Annotated in this window: 22 protein-coding genes and 1 pseudogene; 13 read left to right on the top strand and 10 right to left on the bottom strand. The window is 58.3% G+C overall.

Annotation, left to right across the window (positions count from 1 at the left end):
- The first annotated feature begins 47 nt into the window (after positions 1 to 47).
- Positions 48 to 1,584 (top strand): annotated as a pseudogene (locus HB680_RS21545) (EAL domain-containing protein).
- Between the two features lie 224 nt (positions 1,585 to 1,808).
- Positions 1,809 to 2,174 carry a histone-like nucleoid-structuring protein, MvaT/MvaU family gene (locus HB680_RS21550; RefSeq protein WP_123408041.1) on the top strand — a complete coding sequence of 122 codons (366 nt, stop codon included), beginning with the start codon at positions 1,809 to 1,811 and terminating at the stop codon, positions 2,172 to 2,174.
- 212 nt (positions 2,175 to 2,386) lie between these two features.
- On the opposite strand, the gene HB680_RS21555 is transcribed toward HB680_RS21550, so the two are convergent.
- Positions 2,387 to 2,911: a DUF4946 domain-containing protein gene (locus HB680_RS21555; RefSeq protein WP_213940519.1), complete on the bottom strand. Its 525-nt coding sequence runs from the start codon at positions 2,909 to 2,911 to the stop codon at positions 2,387 to 2,389.
- 145 nt (positions 2,912 to 3,056) lie between these two features.
- On the opposite strand from HB680_RS21555, the gene gloA reads away from it, so the two are divergent.
- Positions 3,057 to 3,578 carry a lactoylglutathione lyase gene (gene gloA / locus HB680_RS21560; RefSeq protein WP_213940520.1) on the top strand — a complete coding sequence of 174 codons (522 nt, stop codon included), beginning with the start codon at positions 3,057 to 3,059 and terminating at the stop codon, positions 3,576 to 3,578.
- Between the two features lie 150 nt (positions 3,579 to 3,728).
- Here gloA and ahpF read toward each other — a convergent pair whose 3' ends face one another.
- The 3 genes from ahpF to HB680_RS21575 form a co-directional block, all read right to left on the bottom strand.
- On the bottom strand, positions 3,729 to 5,294 hold the full coding sequence (ahpF, locus tag HB680_RS21565; RefSeq protein WP_163910275.1) for an alkyl hydroperoxide reductase subunit F: 1,566 nt from the start codon (positions 5,292 to 5,294) through the stop codon (positions 3,729 to 3,731).
- Positions 5,295 to 5,418: 124 nt separating this feature from the next.
- Positions 5,419 to 5,982, bottom strand: coding sequence for an alkyl hydroperoxide reductase subunit C (gene ahpC / locus HB680_RS21570; RefSeq protein WP_054050573.1), 564 nt, complete (start codon positions 5,980 to 5,982; stop codon positions 5,419 to 5,421).
- Between the two features lie 145 nt (positions 5,983 to 6,127).
- Positions 6,128 to 7,072, bottom strand: a complete 945-nt coding sequence (locus HB680_RS21575; protein WP_213940521.1) for a site-specific integrase — start codon at positions 7,070 to 7,072, stop codon at positions 6,128 to 6,130.
- 177 nt (positions 7,073 to 7,249) lie between these two features.
- Here HB680_RS21575 and HB680_RS21580 point away from each other — a divergent pair, with 177 nt between their 5' ends.
- Positions 7,250 to 8,260 (top strand): DNA-binding protein, encoded by a 1,011-nt coding sequence (locus HB680_RS21580; RefSeq protein WP_213940522.1) that lies wholly within the window; start codon positions 7,250 to 7,252, stop codon positions 8,258 to 8,260.
- Here HB680_RS21580 and gorA read toward each other — a convergent pair.
- On the bottom strand, positions 8,257 to 9,615 hold the full coding sequence (gene gorA, locus HB680_RS21585; RefSeq protein ID WP_213940523.1) for a glutathione-disulfide reductase: 1,359 nt from the start codon (positions 9,613 to 9,615) through the stop codon (positions 8,257 to 8,259). The two genes, HB680_RS21580 and gorA, sit on opposite strands and share 4 nt — an antisense overlap.
- A gap of 130 nt (positions 9,616 to 9,745) precedes the next feature.
- Complete coding sequence (galU, locus tag HB680_RS21590; protein ID WP_054050566.1) at positions 9,746 to 10,585, bottom strand: UTP--glucose-1-phosphate uridylyltransferase GalU; 840 nt, start codon at positions 10,583 to 10,585, stop codon at positions 9,746 to 9,748.
- Positions 10,586 to 10,843: 258 nt separating this feature from the next.
- Between galU and HB680_RS21595 the strand changes: the two genes are divergently transcribed.
- Positions 10,844 to 11,032 carry a hypothetical protein gene (locus HB680_RS21595; protein WP_033055162.1) on the top strand — a complete coding sequence of 63 codons (189 nt, stop codon included), beginning with the start codon at positions 10,844 to 10,846 and terminating at the stop codon, positions 11,030 to 11,032.
- 137 nt (positions 11,033 to 11,169) lie between these two features.
- Positions 11,170 to 11,451, top strand: coding sequence for a hypothetical protein (locus HB680_RS21600; protein WP_054050561.1), 282 nt, complete (start codon positions 11,170 to 11,172; stop codon positions 11,449 to 11,451).
- Between the two features lie 11 nt (positions 11,452 to 11,462).
- Here the strand turns inward: HB680_RS21600 and HB680_RS21605 are convergent, their stop codons facing one another.
- Both HB680_RS21605 and HB680_RS21610 read right to left on the bottom strand, forming a co-directional pair.
- Positions 11,463 to 11,693, bottom strand: a complete 231-nt coding sequence (locus tag HB680_RS21605; RefSeq protein ID WP_213940524.1) for a hypothetical protein — start codon at positions 11,691 to 11,693, stop codon at positions 11,463 to 11,465.
- A 71-nt stretch (positions 11,694 to 11,764) separates the two neighbouring features.
- Positions 11,765 to 12,121, bottom strand: coding sequence for a hypothetical protein (locus HB680_RS21610; protein ID WP_213940526.1), 357 nt, complete (start codon positions 12,119 to 12,121; stop codon positions 11,765 to 11,767).
- A 211-nt stretch (positions 12,122 to 12,332) separates the two neighbouring features.
- Here HB680_RS21610 and HB680_RS21615 point away from each other — a divergent pair, with 211 nt between their 5' ends.
- The 6 genes from HB680_RS21615 to ada all read left to right on the top strand — a co-directional run bounded on the left by HB680_RS21615 (position 12,333) and on the right by ada (position 15,972).
- Entirely contained in the window at positions 12,333 to 12,638 is a 306-nt protein-coding gene (locus tag HB680_RS21615) for a DUF1883 domain-containing protein (RefSeq protein ID WP_054050556.1), read from the top strand.
- Between the two features lie 30 nt (positions 12,639 to 12,668).
- A complete protein-coding gene (locus HB680_RS21620; RefSeq protein WP_213940527.1) occupies positions 12,669 to 12,845 on the top strand; it encodes a hypothetical protein in 177 nt (58 codons plus the stop codon).
- Positions 12,846 to 12,969: 124 nt separating this feature from the next.
- Entirely contained in the window at positions 12,970 to 13,470 is a 501-nt protein-coding gene (locus tag HB680_RS21625) for a methylated-DNA--[protein]-cysteine S-methyltransferase (protein ID WP_213940529.1), read from the top strand.
- On the top strand, positions 13,467 to 14,156 hold the full coding sequence (locus HB680_RS21630; protein ID WP_213940530.1) for a 2OG-Fe(II) oxygenase: 690 nt from the start codon (positions 13,467 to 13,469) through the stop codon (positions 14,154 to 14,156). Before HB680_RS21625 ends, HB680_RS21630 begins: the two co-directional genes overlap by 4 nt.
- Complete coding sequence (gene alkB, locus HB680_RS21635) at positions 14,146 to 14,826, top strand: DNA oxidative demethylase AlkB (RefSeq protein WP_213940532.1); 681 nt, start codon at positions 14,146 to 14,148, stop codon at positions 14,824 to 14,826. The genes HB680_RS21630 and alkB overlap by 11 nt, the downstream gene beginning before the upstream one ends.
- A 78-nt stretch (positions 14,827 to 14,904) precedes the next feature.
- Positions 14,905 to 15,972 carry a bifunctional DNA-binding transcriptional regulator/O6-methylguanine-DNA methyltransferase Ada gene (gene ada, locus HB680_RS21640; protein ID WP_213940533.1) on the top strand — a complete coding sequence of 356 codons (1,068 nt, stop codon included), beginning with the start codon at positions 14,905 to 14,907 and terminating at the stop codon, positions 15,970 to 15,972.
- Here the strand turns inward: ada and HB680_RS21645 are convergent.
- Both HB680_RS21645 and HB680_RS21650 read right to left on the bottom strand, forming a co-directional pair.
- Positions 15,969 to 16,427 carry a GyrI-like domain-containing protein gene (locus HB680_RS21645; RefSeq protein WP_213940534.1) on the bottom strand — a complete coding sequence of 153 codons (459 nt, stop codon included), beginning with the start codon at positions 16,425 to 16,427 and terminating at the stop codon, positions 15,969 to 15,971. The genes ada and HB680_RS21645 overlap by 4 nt on opposite strands.
- A gap of 63 nt (positions 16,428 to 16,490) precedes the next feature.
- Positions 16,491 to 17,474 carry an MDR family oxidoreductase gene (locus HB680_RS21650; protein WP_213940536.1) on the bottom strand — a complete coding sequence of 328 codons (984 nt, stop codon included), beginning with the start codon at positions 17,472 to 17,474 and terminating at the stop codon, positions 16,491 to 16,493.
- Positions 17,475 to 17,653: 179 nt separating this feature from the next.
- On the opposite strand from HB680_RS21650, the gene HB680_RS21655 reads away from it, so the two are divergent.
- Entirely contained in the window at positions 17,654 to 20,101 is a 2,448-nt protein-coding gene (locus HB680_RS21655) for an autotransporter (RefSeq protein WP_213940537.1), read from the top strand.
- Positions 20,102 to 20,111: the final 10 nt, after the last annotated feature.

A 20,111-nucleotide genomic window follows, 5' to 3' on the forward strand; every position in this document is an offset into this window, starting at 1 on the left:
ACAGCCATCTATCATGGCCAATGACTGAACTCTTCTTGGTTTCGCACATGCCACTGACCGTTAAATCCCGCCGTAAGCGCAGCATCCGGATTGCTGTGACTATTTTGAGCGGGGTGCTCCCGGTTCTGTTGGGCGTCGCCATCCTTTATATGCAAGCCGGACGCGCACTGAAACAAAGTACTGAACAAACCGCCGACGAAGCCTTGCGCCAGTTCAACCTGATGCTCGACAACACCGCCGAGGCGGCGCGGGTGTTGCTGCCTCTGGCCGGCGACAGTTGCAACGACGCGAAACTGGCGTTGCGCGAACAAGTAACCCGCCGGCCCTTTGTGCGCTCGACCAATCTGGTGTGGGACAACAACCTTTATTGCAGTTCGTTGTTTGGTGATTATCAGGAGAAGGTCAACCCCGGCGATTACACCCACGGTCAGTTGTGGTTGATGGACGGCAACCCGGTGACGCCCGACACCGCGCTGCTGGTCTATCGTCTCAGCGATGAAAAAAAGGGCGCGCTGACGACCCTCGACGGTTATCACTTGAGCAATGTGTTGCGGCTGATCGGCCGCCAGACCTCGTTGTTGCTGCAAGTGGGCAATAACTGGTTATCCGCCGACGGTAAAGTCCATGACAGCGCCCTGCCCGTCTTTCCGGTGGCGCAAAGCAAGCGGGTTTCCGAGCAATACGCGTTCACCGTGGCCGCCGGTTTCCCCGACGGTGAAACCTGGCGCTACATGAGTCGCGAATACCCGCCGCTGTTCAGTCTGCTGATCTTTTTTGGCGTGTTGGCGGGTTCGATCGGGCACATCCTGCAGAAACGCGCGTCCTCGCCCAGCGTTGAACTGCAACGTGCGCTGGAGGCCGGGGAGTTCATTCCGTATTTTCAGCCCGTGGTGCATTGGCGACACTAAAAAGTGGAGCGGCGCCGAGGTGCTGATGCGCTGGAATCACCCCAAGGAAGGCTTGGTGCGCCCGGACCTGTTTATCCCGTTTGCCGAACACTCGGGGCTGATCGTGCCGATGACCCGCTCGTTGATGCGCCAGACCGCCGCGTTGCTGGCGCCGGTATCGACCTCGTTTGACGGGCTGTTTCATATCGGGATCAACATCACCGCCAGCCACTGCCAGGATCTGGAACTGGTAGAAGATTGCCGCGAATTTCTCAGCGCTTTCCCGCCCGGCAGCGTCAGTCTGGTGCTGGAGCTGACCGAGCGTGAACTGATCGAACCGACGCCCCTGACGCACCAGTTGTTTGAGCAACTTCACGGGTTGGGCGTGATGATCGCGATTGATGACTTCGGCACCGGTCATTCGAGCCTGGGCTATCTGCGCCAGTTCAACGTGGACTTTCTGAAAATCGATCAGAGCTTTGTCGCCATGATCGGCGCCGACGCGCTCTCCCGACACATTCTGGACAGCATTATCGAACTCTCGGCCAAGCTGGACCTTGGAATTGTTGCTGAAGGTGTAGAAACCCAGGAGCAAAGCGACTACCTGACCGCCCACCACGTTAACTTTCTGCAAGGCTATCTGTACGGCCGGCCGATGCCCGGCACGGACTTCATTAATGCATTAAGTGACCATTAACCGATCTGGCAAATAACGATATCCTGCACCAAATTGAATCAAGACGCTGCTGTTGTTACATGAAGAAAAAGACATGATTTACTCTTGGGCAATTAACTACTACAATTTTTCTTGCCTGTGCAAGATTGGCAGGTGAGCCATTATCACCGAGTCGCTACAAGGCTCTTGGCTTATAGCTTTGTTTGCGGTTGGTATCAGCCAAACACACTATTGGAGTAAAGATATTGTCCAGACTCGCTGAATTTCGTGCAGCTGAAAAGGCCCTTCAAGAACAGCTCAAGCAGCTGGAATCCTTGAAGAACGATGCCGGGCTCAAGAAAGAAATCGAATTCGAAGAAAAGCTCCAGGGGCTGATGAAAACCTACGGCAAAAGCCTGCGCGACATCATCGCCATTCTCGATCCGAACCCGGCAAAATCGGGCCTGCAACAGGCCGCGGCGCCTAAAACCCGCCGCGCTCGCGTGGTCAAGGTCTATCACAACCCGCACACCGGTGAACTGATTGAAACCAAGGGCGGCAACCACCGCGGCCTGAAAGCCTGGAAGGAACAGTACGGTGCAGCCACTGTCGATTCCTGGCTGCGCGGTTAACCCTTCGCAGCAACAAAAAAGCCCTGCTAATGCAGGGCTTTTTCATGGCCGACATCTAACAAATGCAACGATAGTCGTCGATAAAAGTGGAAATGCCTTTAATGAGGTGCACGCCTCTGAGCACACTCAATACTTACCGTCTTACTTTGGGCTTAATCCCTTTGGGTATCTAAAAGACCAAGCCTTGAGAAAATCCACCTTCCATTCTCCAACTAAAGTTTCAAGCTGTTACGCGCGGCCTCTATTTCGTCCTGACTGGCCTTATAAACCTCAGCCTGCCCGGCGTAGGAAAGAACATAAGCCTTGTCCGCCTGTACGGCCGCGACCAATGTTTGAGAGAGCACGTGTCGGCCGTTCTGGGTGATGGTGCAGGTGGTTTCAAGCGCCGACAGTTGACTCAACGTGGTCGGGTGAATCTTGTTACAGACGCTTTGATAACCGCCTTGGAAAAAGTCTTTCTGCACCGACTTGCGCATCTCCAACAGCACACCCTGCAAGTTCACCTGATGACCGCTTTCCACTGGGGTCATGGTCAGTTCCATCACCAGCACCTGGTTGCCGTCGGCGTCGTTTTTCACCGCGCGCTGCCGGGACACTTGCGGCGCGGCTTCATTTGGCGCGACAGCTTCCACCTCCCAGCCGCTTGGCCAAGTGATGCTCGGGGTGTCTGCCTGAGCCGCCGTGGCCAGCGCGAACAAACCCATGAAAACGAATAGCGATGCGAACGGTCGGATCATTACGAGAGGCACTCACAGATTGAACCGCAAAGTCTGAGCCTCACCCGGCCGCCAGGCAATAGCCGGGCGTTTTGGTTTGGCGATGGCGGGACGCTTGCGTATCATTGCGAGCATTCGCCAGCCCCACTCATTTTCCGGAGGGCCCATGAGCCTGCACGAATTGAATACCTTCCCCGGCGTCACCGCCGCTCCTGACACCGCGACCCAGAAGTTCGTCTTCAACCACACCATGCTGCGGGTCAAGGACATCACCAAGTCCCTGGATTTCTACACGCGCATCCTCGGTTTCTCGCTGGTTGAAAAACGCGACTTCCCGGAAGCCGAGTTCAGCCTGTACTTTCTGGCGCTGGTCGATAAAAACCAGATCCCGGCCGATGCTGCCGCGCGTACCGAGTGGATGAAGTCGATCCCCGGCATTCTGGAATTGACCCACAACCACGGCACCGAAAACGATCCGGATTTCGCCTACCACAACGGCAACACCGACCCGCGTGGCTTCGGTCATATCTGCATTTCGGTGCCGGATATCCGCGCCGCATGTGAGCGTTTTGAAGCCTTGGGCTGCGATTTCCAGAAACGTTTGAACGATGGCCGCATGAAGAGCCTGGCGTTTATCAAGGACCCGGATGCGTATTGGGTCGAAATCATCCAGCCAGCGCCGATGTAAAGCAAAGTCAAAAGATCGCAGCCTGCGGCAGCTCCTACAGAATCACGCATGACCGGGCTTTTGTAGGAGCTGCCGCAGGCTGCGATCTTTTCGACAGGCACAAAAAACCCCATGATCACTCATGGGGTTTTGTGTTTTCAGCGCTGACGTTTAAGCCGGGGCGGAGGTGCGGATCAGGTGGTCGAATGCGCTCAGGGAAGCCTTGGCGCCCTCGCCCACCGCAATCACGATCTGCTTGTACGGCACGGTGGTCACGTCACCGGCGGCAAACACACCCGGCAGCGAGGTTTCGCCACGGGCATCGACGATGATTTCGCCACGGGGCGACAACTCGACGGTACCTTTGAGCCAGTCGGTGTTCGGCAACAAACCGATCTGCACGAAGATCCCTTCCAGTTCGACCGTGGTGAACTCGCCCGAATCGCGATCCTTGTAGACCAGACCGGTCACCTTCTGTCCGTCACCTTTCACTTCGCTGGTCAGCGCGCTGGTGATGACGTTGACGTTCGGCAGGCTGTACAGCTTGCGTTGCAGGACCGCATCGGCGCGCAGTTTGCTGTCGAATTCCAGCAGCGTGACGTGGCTGACGATGCCGGCCAGGTCGATGGCGGCTTCGACGCCGGAGTTACCGCCGCCAATCACTGCCACGCGCTTGCCTTTGAACAACGGACCATCGCAGTGCGGGCAGAAGCACACGCCCTTGGCTTTATATTGCTGTTCGCCCGGCACACCCATTTCGCGCCAGCGGGCGCCAGTGGCGAGGATCAGCGCCTTGGTTTTCAGGCTGGCACCGCTTTCGAAACGCACTTCGTGCAGTTCGCCAGCGTTCTTCGCCGGGATCAGCGCGGTGGCGCGTTGCAGGTTCATGATGTCGACGTCGTATTGCTTGACGTGTTCTTCCAGGGCGCTGGCCAGTTTCGGCCCTTCGGTTTCCTGCACGGAGATGAAGTTTTCGATGGCCATGGTGTCCAGCACCTGCCCGCCAAAACGCTCAGCGGCCACGCCGGTACGAATGCCTTTACGGGCGGCGTAGATCGCGGCCGCAGCACCGGCCGGGCCACCGCCGACGATTAATACGTCAAAGGCTTCTTTGGCGCTGATTTTTTCGGCCTGGAGTTCGGCACCGCTGGTGTCGATCTTGGCGAGGATTTCTTCCACGCCCATGCGGCCCTGGCCGAAAATCTCGCCGTTCAGGTAAACACTCGGCACGGCCATGATCTGACGCTTGTCGACTTCAGCCTGGAACAGCGCGCCGTCGATGGCAACGTGGCGGATGTTCGGGTTGAGCACGGCCATCAGGTTCAGTGCCTGGACCACGTCCGGGCAGTTCTGGCAGGACAGCGAGAAGTACGTCTCGAAGCTGAACTCGCCTTTGAGCGAGCGAATCTGCTCGATCACTTCGACACTGGCTTTCGAAGGGTGGCCGCCGACTTGCAGCAAGGCCAGCACCAACGAGGTGAATTCGTGGCCCATGGGGATACCGGCGAAACGCAGACTGATGTCGGCACCCGGGCGGTTGATCGAGAACGATGGCTTACGAGCATCATCACCGTTGTCGAGCAAGGTAATTTGAGTGGAAAGACTGGCAACGTCCTTCAATAGTTCGAGCATTTCCTGGGATTTCGCACCGTCGTCGAGGGAGGCAACGATCTCGATCGGTTGGGTGACCCGTTCCAGGTACGATTTCAACTGGGCTTTAAGATTGGCGTCCAACATACGGGCGATTCCTTTATTTGAGGCGAAAAAAAACGCCCGAGCGAATCTCGCCCGGGCGTTTTTGAGGGCGGTTGCAGCTTACTTAGGTGCGGAAACCCGCCCTGATGATGCTTTTGTCACAGACTTAGATCTTGCCGACCAGGTCCAGGGACGGAGCCAGAGTGGCCTCGCCTTCTTTCCACTTGGCTGGGCAAACTTCGCCCGGGTGAGCAGCAACGTACTGGGCAGCCTTGATTTTGCGCAGCAGCTCGGAAGCGTCACGGCCAACACCGCCGTCGTTCAGTTCAACGATTTTGATCTGGCCTTCTGGGTTGATCACGAAGGTGCCACGGTCAGCCAGGCCAACTTCTTCGATCAGGACGTCGAAGTTGCGGGAGATGGCGTGGGTCGGGTCGCCGATCATGGTGTATTCGATTTTGCCGATAGCTGGCGAGGTGTTGTGCCAGGCAGCGTGAGCAAAGTGGGTGTCAGTGGAAACGCTGTAGATTTCGACGCCCAGTTTCTGGAACGCGGCGTAGTTGTCAGCCAGGTCTTCCAGTTCGGTTGGGCAAACGAAAGTGAAGTCAGCTGGGTAGAAGAACACGACAGACCACTTGCCTTTCAGGTCAGCGTCCGACACTTGTACGAAGTCGCCATTTTTGTAAGCGGTAGCTTTGAACGGTTTTACTTGGCTGTTGATGATAGGCATCGGTGACTCTCCGTCAGGGTTGAAAAGTTGAGTTGAGAAGTTGATGGGGTGAATCCTACCCACTCGATCGCCGGATGGCTCATTGGCAAAGCTCATGCTGCTCATTGGTTTTCGCTATTAGCCGACAGTATTAATAGAAGAAAACTTACTTAGCAGCGCCAATGGCTTTTTCCGCGAGGGGCGTCATCCCGAGAAACGGGCTGGCTTCAACATAGCGCATGGCGGATTTCATATCCTTCCAGCCCACGTAGCTCATCAACGATTTCAAGTCCCAACCACTCTGATGGGCCCATGTTGCAAAACCGCGACGCAAGGAGTGACTGGTGTAGTGCTCGGCCGGAATACCGGCGCGTTCCAGCACCTGGCGCAGCAACGGAATCACGCTGTTGGCGTGCAAGCCCTCCTCGCTCAGGTGGCCCCAGCGATCAATGCCACGGAACACCGGGCCACGGACCAGTGCGGCTTCGGTGATCCAATTGATGTAGGCCTGCACCGGGCACAAGCGCTGCAAGGCTGGCGTCTGATACGTCTTGCCGAGGTTTTCGCGGTCGCTCTTGCTACGCGGCAGATAAAGCGTGATGCCTGATTGGGCGACGGCTTTCACGTGCTCGATCTGTAATCGGCACAGCTCATCGCTGCGAAAGCCGCGCCAGAACCCCAGCAGGATCAGCGCCATGTCACGCCTTGCTCTTAGCAATCCGGGTTGATCACCGTCACTGCGGGCGGTTTGCGCTTCCTGTTCAAGCCACGCCACCACTTGCTCCAAGTGTTGAAGCTGCAATGGCTCGGCTTGTTTTTCCTGCATCGGGTGCAGCGCGCGAATCCCTTTGAACACTTGGCGCACCACTGGCGCCTTGGTCGGATCGGCGAAGCCCTGGCTGTTGTGCCATTGGGCCAATGCCGACAGGCGCAGCTTCAAGGTATTGATCGACAGCACGCCCGCATGCGCAACCAGATAACGCGCGACGCTGTCGCTGGTGGCCGGCAGGAACCCGCCCCAACTGACTTCGAAGTGCTCGATGGCCGCCCGGTAGCTGCGACGGGTGTTGTCGCGGGTGGCGGCTTGCAGGTAGCGATCCAGATCGGTCATGGGCTCAACTCTCGAAAACGTACCGTTTTGGCGGAAGAAAACCGCGTCTACCGCTCATCACACGGGGTAATACCAGTATATCCCGCGTGATTAATCCAAGGGATTTAACTTTTATTTATGAATGGTACAATGCGTAATTGATGATATGTACCACAGTACGAAATCGTAGGAGAACTCATGGCTCGTGGCGGCGTAAATAAAGCAGTGGTACAAGCGGCACGGTTGGCGATCCTCGCCCGTGGTGAAAACCCCAGCATTGATGCTGTACGAATTGAAATGGGCAATACCGGCTCGAAAACCACGATTCACAGGTATTTAAAGGAATTGGATGGCGGCCCGGAACGCACCGAAGCCACGTCTGAGCCTATCGATGACGAACTCGCCGGACTGGTATCGCGCCTGGCGCAACGCCTGAAGGAGCAGGCGCAAGAACCCATCGACCAAGCGCGCGAGCAGTTCGATCGCCAGCGTAAGGAGCTAGAAACGCAGCTTGATGAGGCTCGCGAAACCAACAGCGAATTGCATCAGCAATATGAAATTCAAAGCCTGGCACTCACTCAGGAATCCGACGCGCTGCTGGAAACCCGCTCGATGTTGCAGACCGAGCAAACCCGCAACGCCGGGCTGAATCAGGCATTGTCGGATTTCGAATTACGCTTGAAAGACAAGGACGAGCAGATCCGTTCCCTTGAAGAAAAACACCTGCATGCCCGGGATGCGCTGGAGCACTATCGCAACGCCGTCAAAGAGCAGCGCGAGCAGGATCAGCGCCGCCACGAAAGCCAAGTGCAACAGATTCAGATGGAGTTGCGCCAGGCCCAGCAAAGCGCCCTCGTCCGCCAGGATGAGATCACCCAGTTGCACCGCGACAACGAGCGTTTGCTGACTGAGAACCGAGGCACCCTGAGAGAGCTGAGCCTGTTGCAGGAGCAACTCAAACAAGCCAACACCCGCCAGGATCAACTGCTGGAACAAGCCAACCGCGTCGACAGCGAACGCACCCTCCTTCAGGAACGCTTGCGCATCGCCCTGCTGGAAAGTCAGGCGCTGAAGCAGAGCGTCGACGAGCAGTCGCAGATCAATCAGTCATTGGAAATCGAATTGGCGAAGACCCAGGCCAGCCTGGATGAAAGCGTGCGTCTGGCGGCAGTCGTTGCGACCGCGCCAGACGCAGCAAAGGACGATTAACCCGCGACAGGCGTACGCATGGTGACGAACTCTTCGGCGGCCGTTGGATGCACGCCGATGGTCTCGTCGAAATCGCGCTTGGTGGCGCCGGCCTTCAGGGCAATCGCCAGGCCTTGCACGATTTCGCCAGCGTCCGGACCGACCATGTGGCAACCCAAGACCTTGTCGGTCTTGGCATCCACCACCAGTTTCATCAGCGTGCGCTCCTGACACTCGGTCAGGGTCAGCTTCATCGGCCGGAAACGGCTTTCGTAAATCACCACGTCGTGCCCGGCCTCACGGGCCTCTTCTTCGCTCAAGCCGACGGTGCCGATATTCGGCAAACTGAACACCGCCGTCGGGATCATCTTGTAATCCACCGGACGATACTGCTCAGGCTTGAACAGACGCCGCGCAACCGCCATGCCTTCTGCCAGCGCCACCGGAGTCAGTTGCACGCGACCGATCACATCGCCCAGGGCCAGGATCGACGGCTCGGCGGTTTGATATTGCTCATCGACTTCAACGAAACCTTTCTTGTCGAGTTTGACGCCGGTGTTCTCCAGCCCGAGGTTGTCCAGCATTGGACGCCGCCCGGTCGCATAAAACACGCAATCGGCTTCCAGCTCGCGACCATCCTTGAGGGTCGCTTTCAGGCTGCCGTCGGCGAATTTCTCAATGCGCTCGATATCCGAGTTGAACTGCAGATCCATGCCGCGCTTGGTCAGCTCTTCCTGCAAGTGCTTGCGCACCGCGCCGTCAAAGCCGCGCAGGAACAGATCGCCGCGATACAGCAGCGTGGTGTGTGCGCCCAAACCGTGGAAAATCCCGGCGAATTCCACCGCGATGTAACCACCGCCGACCACCAGGACGCGCTTTGGCAACTCTTTGAGGAAGAACGCCTGATTGGAGCTGATCGCGTGCTCATGCCCCGGAATCTCCGGGATCTGCGGCCAGCCGCCCGTAGCAATCAGGATATTCTTGGCGCTGTAGCGTTCGCCATTGATCTCGACCGTATTCGGATCAATGATCTTGGCGTGGCCTTCATGTAAGGTCACGCCGCTGTTGACCAGCAGGTTGCGATAAATACCGTTGAGGCGATTGATCTCGCGATCCTTGTTGGCGATCAGCGTCGCCCAATCGAACTTCGCCTCACCCAGGCTCCAGCCGAAGCCGGAAGACTGCTCAAAGTCTTCGGCGAAGTGCGCACCGTAGACCAGCAGTTTTTTCGGCACGCAGCCGACGTTCACGCACGTACCGCCCAGGTAGCGGCTTTCGGCCACGGCCACTTTCGCGCCGAAACCGGCAGCGAATCGCGCAGCCCGTACACCGCCGGAACCGGCGCCAATCACATAAAGGTCAAAATCGTAGGCCATTTCTATCTCCTCGGCAGGCCATCAGCATACCCGCAGACGCCCATTGGGCAAACGCTGCGAACAATATGGGGCCGGAAAACGAAAAAACCACCCGAAGGTGGTTTTCTCAATACAAGTGGTTAAGGCGCTATCAGTAAGCCTTGCCGGTCTTGTAGAAGTTCTCGAAGCAGAAGTTGGTCGCTTCGATGTAGCCTTCAGCGCCGCCGCAGTCGAAACGCTTGCCCTTGAACTTGTAGGCAATTACGCAACCGTTTTGCGCCTGCTTCATCAGGGCGTCGGTGATCTGGATCTCGCCGCCCTTGCCTGGCTCGGTTTGCTTAATCAGGTCGAAGATGTCCGGCGTCAGGATGTAACGGCCGATGATCGCCAGGTTCGACGGTGCATCTTCCGGCGCTGGTTTCTCAACCATGTTGCGTACACGGTACAGGTCGTCGCCGATCAAGTCGCCGGCGATCACGCCGTACTTGTTGGTTTCCAGTGGATCAACTTCCTGGATTGCAATGATCGAGCAGCGGTACTGTTTGTACAGCTTGACCATCTGGGTCAGCACGCCGTCACCGTCGAGGTTGACGCACAAGTCATCCGCCAGTACCACGGCGAAAGGTTCGTCGCCGATCAGCGGACGGCCGGTCAGGATCGCGTGGCCCAGGCCTTTCATTTCGGTCTGGCGAGTGTAGGAGAACGAGCACTCGTCGAGCAGTTTACGGATGCCGACCAGGTATTTTTCCTTGTCGGTGCCCTTGATCTGGTTTTCCAGCTCGTAGCTGATGTCGAAGTGGTCTTCCAGGGCGCGTTTGCCGCGGCCGGTCACGATGGAGATTTCGGTCAACCCAGCGTCCAGTGCTTCTTCGACGCCGTACTGGATCAGTGGCTTGTTTACCACCGGCAGCATTTCTTTGGGCATGGCTTTAGTCGCTGGCAGGAAGCGAGTACCGTAACCGGCTGCTGGGAACAAGCATTTCTTGATCATATAAGTCCTTGAAAGGGCTGTGTGTTCGAGTTTCGGCGCAGTCTAATCAGGCGGCGCGCACCTTACAATGCCCCGCACTGGCTAACCGATGCCATCATAGAGAAATATTCTGGCGGATAGTTCCCGTAAGCTTTTATAGATAGCACAGACCATCGGCTTTGCACTGACCGACAATCACATCACCATACGCCCATCAGCCCCCGTTGAGGGCATTTGGCGTTATCATGGCGCGATTGAACCAGCCAACGAGGCAGATAGATGTCGGTAGCAAAAAGTGTCAATGGGTTCCTGATCAATCAGGCGAAAGACGGCCAGTGGTGGGTAGACAGTGCCAGCGGCGAGAATATTGCCGGGCCTTTTCCGACCGAGGCGTTGGCGATTGAAGTAGCATCGGTATTGGAACTCGAACACCCAGCCCCGAAGCGTCGCGGTAAGGACAAGTCCTGAGAAGCACCCGACTCGACCCAAGCCCTGCTCGCGCAGGGCTTTTTTATGTTCGCCTGCAACAAAGTGGCCAATCGCTATAACCTTTTGACACCGCTGCTGTCACAGGCTTAGCCCCATCATCTGACGACGACAACGACATGAACAAACTTCTGGCACTGATTGCGGTACTGGCGCTCACTGGCTGCGCGACTTCCGAAAAAACCTACCTGAACAATGGCGAGCAAGGCCTGACCATCGACTGCTCCGGGGAGGCCAACTCCTGGGCCACCTGCTACGAAAAAGCCGATGACTCGTGCGCTGGCACCGGTTACCGGATCGTGGGCACCGACGGCACACCTTCCACCAAAGAAAGCGACAAGACCCTGGGCGTCGACGTCGGTAACTTCAAGAACCGCAGCGTGGTGGTGGTCTGCAAGTAAGGCGCCCTGCCCTACATGTGGATTTCGGCAAACTTGATCCCGAGGCCGCGCACGGTCTCGATCAAATCGTCGAGGTTACTGAAAGATTCGACTTCATCATTATCATCCACCAGGAAATAACTGCGCCCGGCGCTCTTCTTGAAAAACACAATCCATTCCCCCGGATTCGCGGGGTTCTGAATCACGTGGGTGGCAGAGATATGGCCCTCTGCATGGCGCTCCCGTACTTGCTCTCGCTTCATGCGCGGCTCCAGAAATGACAATGCCGCCAAAGCAGTGCTTTGGCGGCATCAGGTTGACTGTCGATAGTCTATCAGCCGGAAATGCACGCATTGGCGGCATTCTGTACATCTTTCGGGCGTATCGGTACGTTGGACATGCGTTCATGCAACTTGATACCGCTGCCGCCAGAGCGGTCTTCGATATCAAATACTGCAGCCGGGCCTGAGGAAAGTTTCCCCGGAACAATCACACGCACACCCTCTTTGTGCGGCTCCACTTGCAAGGCTCCGCGACTGGAAGCCAGTTTTTCGACCAGGCACTGCGCATACTCATGGGGCTTTTTGCCTGAGATTACGCTCATGGTCGGCAGCGACTCGTTAATTTCTGCGACATTTGCACAACCACTCACCGCCAACGCCAGTGGCAGGACCAGGACACCCCATTTCATACTAAACCTCCGATAAAGACCCTCCGACAGCGTAAAGACTGTTTTTCTCCGAGGCTCGTTGCATTTATCGCTCATAGAATTCCGAATAACTGTTTTAAATTGTCAAACACGATGCTGACAGCCGGATAATAACCCGTTCAGGCTGATAAACTGCGCCAATTGCCCTGCTATCGTTTTGATTTTGTAGAAAAAGCCCTTCTGGAGGCGCCTCATGAAATTTATCCACCAGCGCGAGCACCTCAATGAAGACGACATTGTCGTCATCCAGTGCTCCCAAATGTGCAACATCCGCTTGATGAACGACGCCAACTTCCGCAGCTTCAAGAACGGCGGCCGTCATACTTACCACGGCGGCGCATTCGACACGTTCCCGGCGCGCATTACTGCACCGAGTACCGGTTTCTGGAACATCACCATCGACATGGTCAACAGCCGCAAAGCCATCAGCGTTACGCGCAAGCCTACCCTGACTCACTCGATCAAGATCGTCCGCCGCTCCAGCACAAAGCTGAGCTGAGTTAACGCCCACACACGCAAACAGGCAGTCATGACCGTGGCCCAAACGACCAAGTACGTCATCAAATACAAACTCAACGGCGAACGCCGCTTCGAATTCGCCCAGCTCGTCAACGGCTCTGAAGAAGAAGCCAAAGCTGCACTGGATGCCATTCACGGCCAGAGCGAAGACGTGATCAGCGACATCAGCGTCAGCAAAGCGCTGTAACGCGACTGGGAGCGACACCTCGGACGTCAGCTCCCCGCCCGAATTCGACCGCAAGCGCCGGAGTGTTCCCTTGATCGACGCTCCCTAGACTGGCCCCCTCAACCTTTGGTTAAGGAGTCAGAACATGTCTACTTCCTCGATTCGCTACATCAGCGGCACGTGTGCGCTGGGTGTGTTGTTGCTGGCTTTCAGTGACAAGGGCCTGTGTGCGCTGCTGCTCGGTGATGACCTGGCAATCCTTGAGCGCGACCTGGCGCGGCGCTTCAGCGGCGAACTCAAACGCGACGAGGGTTTGATGCCGCAGTTGCAGCAGACCTTGCGCCATCTCGACAATCCACACCTGGCCTTCGATTTGCCGCTGGATCTGGCAGGCAGCGCCTTTCAGCGCCAAGTCTGGGACGCCCTGCGGCAAATTCCGGCGGGGCAAACCGCCAGCTATCGCGAGATTGCGCAACGTCTCGACCAGCCCAAGGCTTTTCGCGCAGTGGCCAATGCCTGCGGCGCCAACCCGATCGCCGTTATCGTGCCGTGCCATCGGGTGCTGCGTCAGGACGGCAACCTCGGCGGTTACCGCTGGGGGCTGGAACGCAAGCGGCAGTTGCTGGAACGTGAGGCGCAACAATGATCAAACTCGACTGGGCGTCGTTGGAACAACAACTTGATCAGGACGGTTGCGCTATCATCCGTTCGCTGTTGAGCCAAGAAACCTGTGACCAGATCAGCGCGTTGTACCCCCGGCCGGAGCCCTTCCGCTCACAAGTAATGATGGCCCGCCACGGCTTTGGGCGCGGGGAGTACAAGTACTTCAGGTACCCGTTGCCGGACCCTGTGGCCCGCTTGCGCAGCGCGCTCTACCCGCGATTGGTGCCCATCGCCAATCGCTGGTACGAGCAGATGGACCTGCCGACCCGATTCCCCGATAGCCATGACGCGTTTCTCGAACGCTGCCACGCCGCTGGTCAGGAACGCCCGACGCCGCTGTTGCTGCAATATGGCCCTCAAGATTACAACTGCTTGCATCAGGACCTGTACGGCGAGCATGTTTTCCCACTGCAAGTGGCGATTCTTCTGTCAGAACCTGAAGAAGACTTCACCGGTGGCGAGTTCGTACTGACCGAGCAGCGCCCGCGAATGCAGTCACGGCCCCACGTGATTGGCTTGAGGAAAGGCGACGGTTTGATCTTTGCCGTCAGCCAGCGCCCGGTCAAAGGTGTTCGCGGTTATTACCGAGTCACGATGCGCCACGGCGTCAGTCGCCTGCACAGCGGAAAACGGCATACCCTTGGAATCATCTTCCACGATGCGTTATGAGCTTATGAATCCGACGACCCTCGACTTGTTCGCCGACAGCGAGCCCGAGCAAACGCCCCGCCGCGAGCAGATCGGTGAACAGTCCTACATCCTCCGGGGCTTTGCCCTGCCCTTGATCGATCGACTGCTGCCGGCGCTGGAAGCAGTGCTGCTGGCCGCGCCGTTTCGGCAAATGGTCACGCCCGGCGGTTTTACCATGTCGGTGGCCCTGAGCAGTTGCGGCATTCTGGGCTGGACCACGGACCGCAGCGGCTACCGTTACACCCGCAACGACCCACAAACCGGTAAACCCTGGCCAGCGATGCCCGAGGTGTTTTTCGAGCTGGCGCAAGCGGCGGCGCGGGAAGCAGGATTTGCCGACTTCGTGCCTGATTCCTGCCTGATCAACCGCTATATCCCGGGCGCCAAGATGTCATTGCATCAGGATAAAGACGAAGGTTCCTACGCCGCGCCCATCGTCTCGGTGTCCTTGGGTTTGCCGGCGATGTTCTTGTTCGGTGGATTCGAGCGCAGTGACAAGAGCCAGCGCGTGCCGTTGTTTCACGGGGACATCGTGGTCTGGGGCGGGGTTGATCGCTTGCGTTATCACGGCGTCTTGCCGATCAAGGACGGCCAGCATGCGCAACTGGGCGAGATGCGGATCAATTTTACGTTTCGTACCGCGGGTTGAATTTGACCGCAAGACCCGGAGTGCTACACCTCTGCCAACGGCTTAATCTGCATGAAACCCGTCAACGGACCTGAAGCCATGACCACCTCTTCGAGCAAGATCGCGACCGAGAATGACCCTCGCTGGGCCGCCGTGGTCGCCCGCGACCCCAAGGCTGACGGGCAGTTTGTGTATGCGGTGAAAACCACCGGCATCTATTGCCGCCCCAGCAGTCTGGCGCGTTTGCCGAAACCGCAGAATGTTGAATTCTTCGATACCGCCGAACAGGCCCAGGCAGCGGGTTATCGCCCCAGCAAACGAGCGGCAAAGGATCAAAGCGACGTGGCCGCCCAGCATGCAGCGACGGTAGCGGCTGCCTGCCGTCAAATCGAATCGGCTGAAAGCGTGCCGGAGTTGGGTGAACTGGCCGACACGGCGGGCCTGAGCAGTTTTCACTTCCATCGCGTGTTTAAAGCCGTGACCGGCCTGACGCCCAAGGGCTATGCGACCGCCCACCGCTCACGCAAGGTTCGCGAACGCTTGAGCGACGGCGGTTCGGTAACTGACGCGCTGTACGACGCGGGTTTCAATTCCAACAGCCGCTTCTACGAGGCCGCCGATCAGTTATTGGGCATGAAACCCGGCGATTACCGCGCCGAAGGTCAGAACAACGACATCCGCTTTGCCGTCGGCCAATGTTCGCTCGGGGCGATTCTGGTGGCGCAAAGCGAACGGGGTATTTGCGCCATTCTGTTGGGAGACGATCCCCATCAACTGGTGTGCGATCTGCAGGACAAGTTTCGACGCGCCAACCTGATTGGCGCCGATCACGGCTTCGAGCAATTGATCGCGCAAGTTGTCGGGTTTATCGAAGCGCCGGCCATTGGCCTGGACTTGCCTCTGGACGTGCAAGGCACAGCGTTTCAGGAACGCGTCTGGCAAGCCCTGCGGGAAATTCCCGCCGGCAGCACCGCGAGCTACGCCGATATTGCCCAACGCATCGGTTCGCCCAAAGCGGTGCGCGCCGTGGCCCAGGCCTGTGGCGCGAACAGCCTGGCCGTGGCGATCCCCTGTCACCGGGTGGTGCGCAGCGACGGCAACCTGTCGGGCTATCGCTGGGGTGTGGAACGCAAGCAGCAGTTGCTTGAGCGCGAAACCCAGCCTTAGACGATGCCGAGATGCACCGCGACTGACTCGGGGCCGTCGTAGGCTTCGAAGTCGGTGGTGAATCGGCGCTGGATCTGCGGATTTGCCTCGAAGTAATTCCAGATCGATTGCCAGGCACTGATCACGGTATCAGGCATCGGTCCGGTGCCCTCGAATACCAGGTACCGGCCCTCTTCGATGTTGATGGTTTCGTAACCTTGCGCGGGTTCCTCGACTGCCATCCCGGCCGTGACGTCGAACGCGCCCGAGGCATCGGATTCGTACCCGGAATACACGCCGTAAATCGTTGAGGTGGCTTGCTGCGGTGCGATACGTTCATTCAACCCTTCGCTGAAAAAACGCCCCCACATCGGACCAATCTTCGCCGTTTCAGCGGCGAGCTCGGCACTGTTACGGGTGCGTACTTTCAAGCCCGAAACGCTGAAGGGGGCCACGTAAACCTGTTTGACTTCCATTGAGGCGCCACTCCTTTTCATTGGGATTTGCGACCCTTTCGAGCCGCAACGGCGCCTACCTTGTCAGCGATTGACGTCGACGACAACCCTTCCCCGCAGTTGACCGGCGAGCAAGCGCGGAGCCGCATCGATCGCTTCGCTCAAGCCGATTTCGTGGCTGATCAGTGGCAACAAAGCGAAGTCCAGATCCTCGGCCAAGCGATTCCAGGCCTGCACGCGCTTGGCTTTCGGTTGGGTCACGCTGTTGATCCCGGCGAGGGTCACGCCACGCAAAATGAAGGGCGCAACGGAGGCCGGGAAATCCATGCCTTGGGCAAGGCCACACGCGGCGACCGTGCCGTTGGCTTTGGTGCTGGCACAGGCGTTGGCCAGGGTGTGACTTCCGACCGAATCGATCACTGCGGCCCAACGTTCCTTGGCCAATGGTTTACCCGGCTCGGACAATGTGGCGCGGTCGATGATTTCGCTGGCGCCCAACTGTTTAAGGTAATCGTGCTCCGAAGTGCGGCCGGTCGACGCAACCACCCGGTAGCCAAGCTTGCTTAACAGTGCGATGGCAAAACTGCCGACCCCACCGTTGGCGCCAGTCACCAGCACGTCGCCCTGATCCGGCGTGACGCCATTGTGCTCCAGCGCCAGGATGCAGAGCATTGCCGTATAACCGGCCGTGCCGATGGCCATCGCTTGGGCCGTCGTGAAAGCCTTCGGCAGCGGGATCAGCCAGTCGCCATTGAGCCGTGCTTTCTGCGCCAATCCGCCCCAATGCCCTTCGCCCACGCCCCAGCCATTCAGTACGACGAGGTCACCGACCTTGTAGTCCGGATGCCCGCTGACTTCGACGCTGCCCGCCAGATCGATCCCCGGCACCATGGGGAATTTTCGCACCACTGGGCTGCTGCCGGTGATCGCCAGGCCATCCTTGAAATTCAGCGTGCTGTACGCCACGCGCACCGTCACATCGCCCTCGGGCAACTGATCGTCATTGATCTCTTGCAGTGTGGCCCGGTAACCGCTGTCGTCTTTGTCGATCAAAATGCCTTTGAACATCGCTGCCTCCCAATGGGTTCGCTGAGGGTGTGGTGTCATTGAAATAACACAAAGCAACACATTGCCCTACCCGACTTTCATCCAATCGCCAAATCCGCCGAGCGTTTCCAATACCGGCGGCTATGCTTTTTTCGCGGCCCCGAAATCCTGAAAAAACCGTCCTGTCGATGGAGCTGACAATGCCTTGCCTTCGCTCGTTTACCGTTTTGCTGATGCTCTGTTTACTGGCGTTCAACAGCGTCCAGGCGGCGCCGCCACCCGCGCCTGCCACTGAGGCGGCGGCGAGCCCGACTTGGCCACAAGTGCTGACCGCCGATAATACCAAGCTGACGATCTATCAGCCGCAACTCGACAGTTGGGACGGTTATACCCTTCAGGCGCGGGCAGCGGTCGAAGCTACCGGGGCCGATGGAAAATCTACCTACGGCATCGTCCAGTTCAGCGCCCATACCCTCGTGGACAAAGCCACTCGCTGGGTGGCGCTGGATCAATACACCCTCATCAAAGCCGATTTTCCGTCCAGCGCCGCGCAATCCGACGCGTGGGTCGCCGCCCTGAAAAAAGACGCCGCGAACCGCAAGAAGACCATTTCCCTGGACCAACTCGAAGCGGCTGTCGGTGTCCTCGCAGCCGAGCAAAAATCCAGCAGCGATCCGATCAAAAACACCCCGCCGACCATTATTACCTCCGACGTCCCCGCGCTGTTGGTCTACATCGACGGCGAGCCGGCTTACCGGCCGGTGGACGGCACGGCGTTGCAACGGGTGATCAATACCCGTCCGTTGCTGCTCAAGGATGCTCAGGGCAAACATTATCTGCATGTGTTTGACGGCTGGATGGTCGCCGACCAACTCGGCGGTCCGTATGCGCCGCTGCCCTCGCCTCCCGCCGATCTGGAAAAAGCCAAGAAAGCGGCGATCCAGAGTCGTCAGGTGGATTTGCTGACGGGGCAGAGCGATCCGAAAGATAAAATTCCTACGCTGGCCAAGCCACCTATCCCACAGATCCATCTCGCAACGACACCCACCGAGTTGATCGTTACCGACGGCGCACCGCAATGGCAGCCGATCCAGGGCACCCAGTTGCTGTATGTGACCAACACCACCGGGCATATCTTCAAGGAAATCGGGGATCAGGACAGCTATGTGCTGATCTCCGGACGCTGGTTCAAGGCGACGGACATGCAAGGCCCGTGGACCTTCGCCCCGGCGGACAAATTGCCGGCCGACTTCGCCAACATCCCCGATGACAGTGCCAAAGAAAACGTCAAAGCCTCGGTGGCCGGCACGCCCCAGGCCCGGGAGGCGGCGATTGCAGCGACCATCCCGCAGACTTCGGCCATCAAGAAAAGCCAGGTGAAAATGACCGCGCCGCCATTCGACGGCGAACCGCAACTCAAGGCTATCAGCGGTACGCCACTGCAATACGTGGTGAACACGCCGACGCCGATCATCATGGTCGACGCCAAGAGTTGGTACGCGGTCGAGAACGGTATCTGGTTCAACGCCACGTCGGTTCAGGGGCCGTGGTCGGTCGCCACCTCGGTGCCGGCAGTGATTTACTCGATTCCGCCCAGTTCACCGATGCACTACATCACCTACGTGAAAGTTTATGAGGCCAATGGCGATACGGTGGTCGTGGGTTATACGCCGGGGTATCAGGGTTCCACGGTGGATCCGGCCAGCGGTGTGGTGGTTTATGGCACCGGTTATCCGTATACACCGTGGGTCGGCAGCGTTTGGTACGGGCCGCCGGTGACTTACGGGTTTGGCGTCGCGATTCGCTACACCCCATGGACGGGATGGACCTTCGGTTTCGGATTTGGCTGGAGTTGGGGCGGCAGCACCGTGGCCATGGGTTGGGGCTGGGGTGCCTACCCATGGTGGGGCAATTACGGCTGGGGTTACGCGTGGGGCCCGCACCTTTACCCGGCACCGATGCCATGGGGTGGCGCGGCTTATGGTTATCACGGCGGCGCGGTGGCCTGGGGGCCGGGTGGCTGGGCAGGCAGCACCGGCAACATTTATCGCCAATGGGGCGATCGCGCCTCGGTCAGCCGCTACGGTGCGGGCTACAACGCCTGGACCGGCAATCGCTGGGCCGGTCAGGTCGGTTCTTCCTATAACTCCCGCACAGGTATTGCCACGGCCGGTCAGCGCGGCGCGGTGCACAACGTTTACAACGGCAACTATGCGGCGGGTCGCAGCGGGGTTGCGGTAGGTCCTGACGGCGGCGCCATTGCCGGCGGTAAAGTGACGGCGGGCAACGTGCGCAACGGCACTCAGGTCACGGCCAATCGCGGCGCCGTCTACAACCCCAACACCGGCAACACCACCCAGTACGGCGGCATACGCGGGCGCAACAGCGGCGCCGCCAAGGTGGGCGACAACGTCTACGCCGGGCATGACGGCAACGTCTACAAAAAGACCGACGACGGCTGGCAATCGATGGTCAAGGGCGGTGAGACACGGGTCAACCCGGCCAACACTGCCCAGTTGCAGAATCTCAACCGCGAATCGGCGGCGCGCTCGTTCGGCAATGAACGTTTCAACAACTATCACAACTCCTCCCAGGTCATGAATCGCTCGTTCGGCGGAGGGGGTGGTGGCGGATTCCATCGTCGCTGAAATTCCGTTG

This window comes from Pseudomonas sp. dw_612 (assembly GCF_018449725.1).
GTDB lineage: Bacteria > Pseudomonadota > Gammaproteobacteria > Pseudomonadales > Pseudomonadaceae > Aquipseudomonas.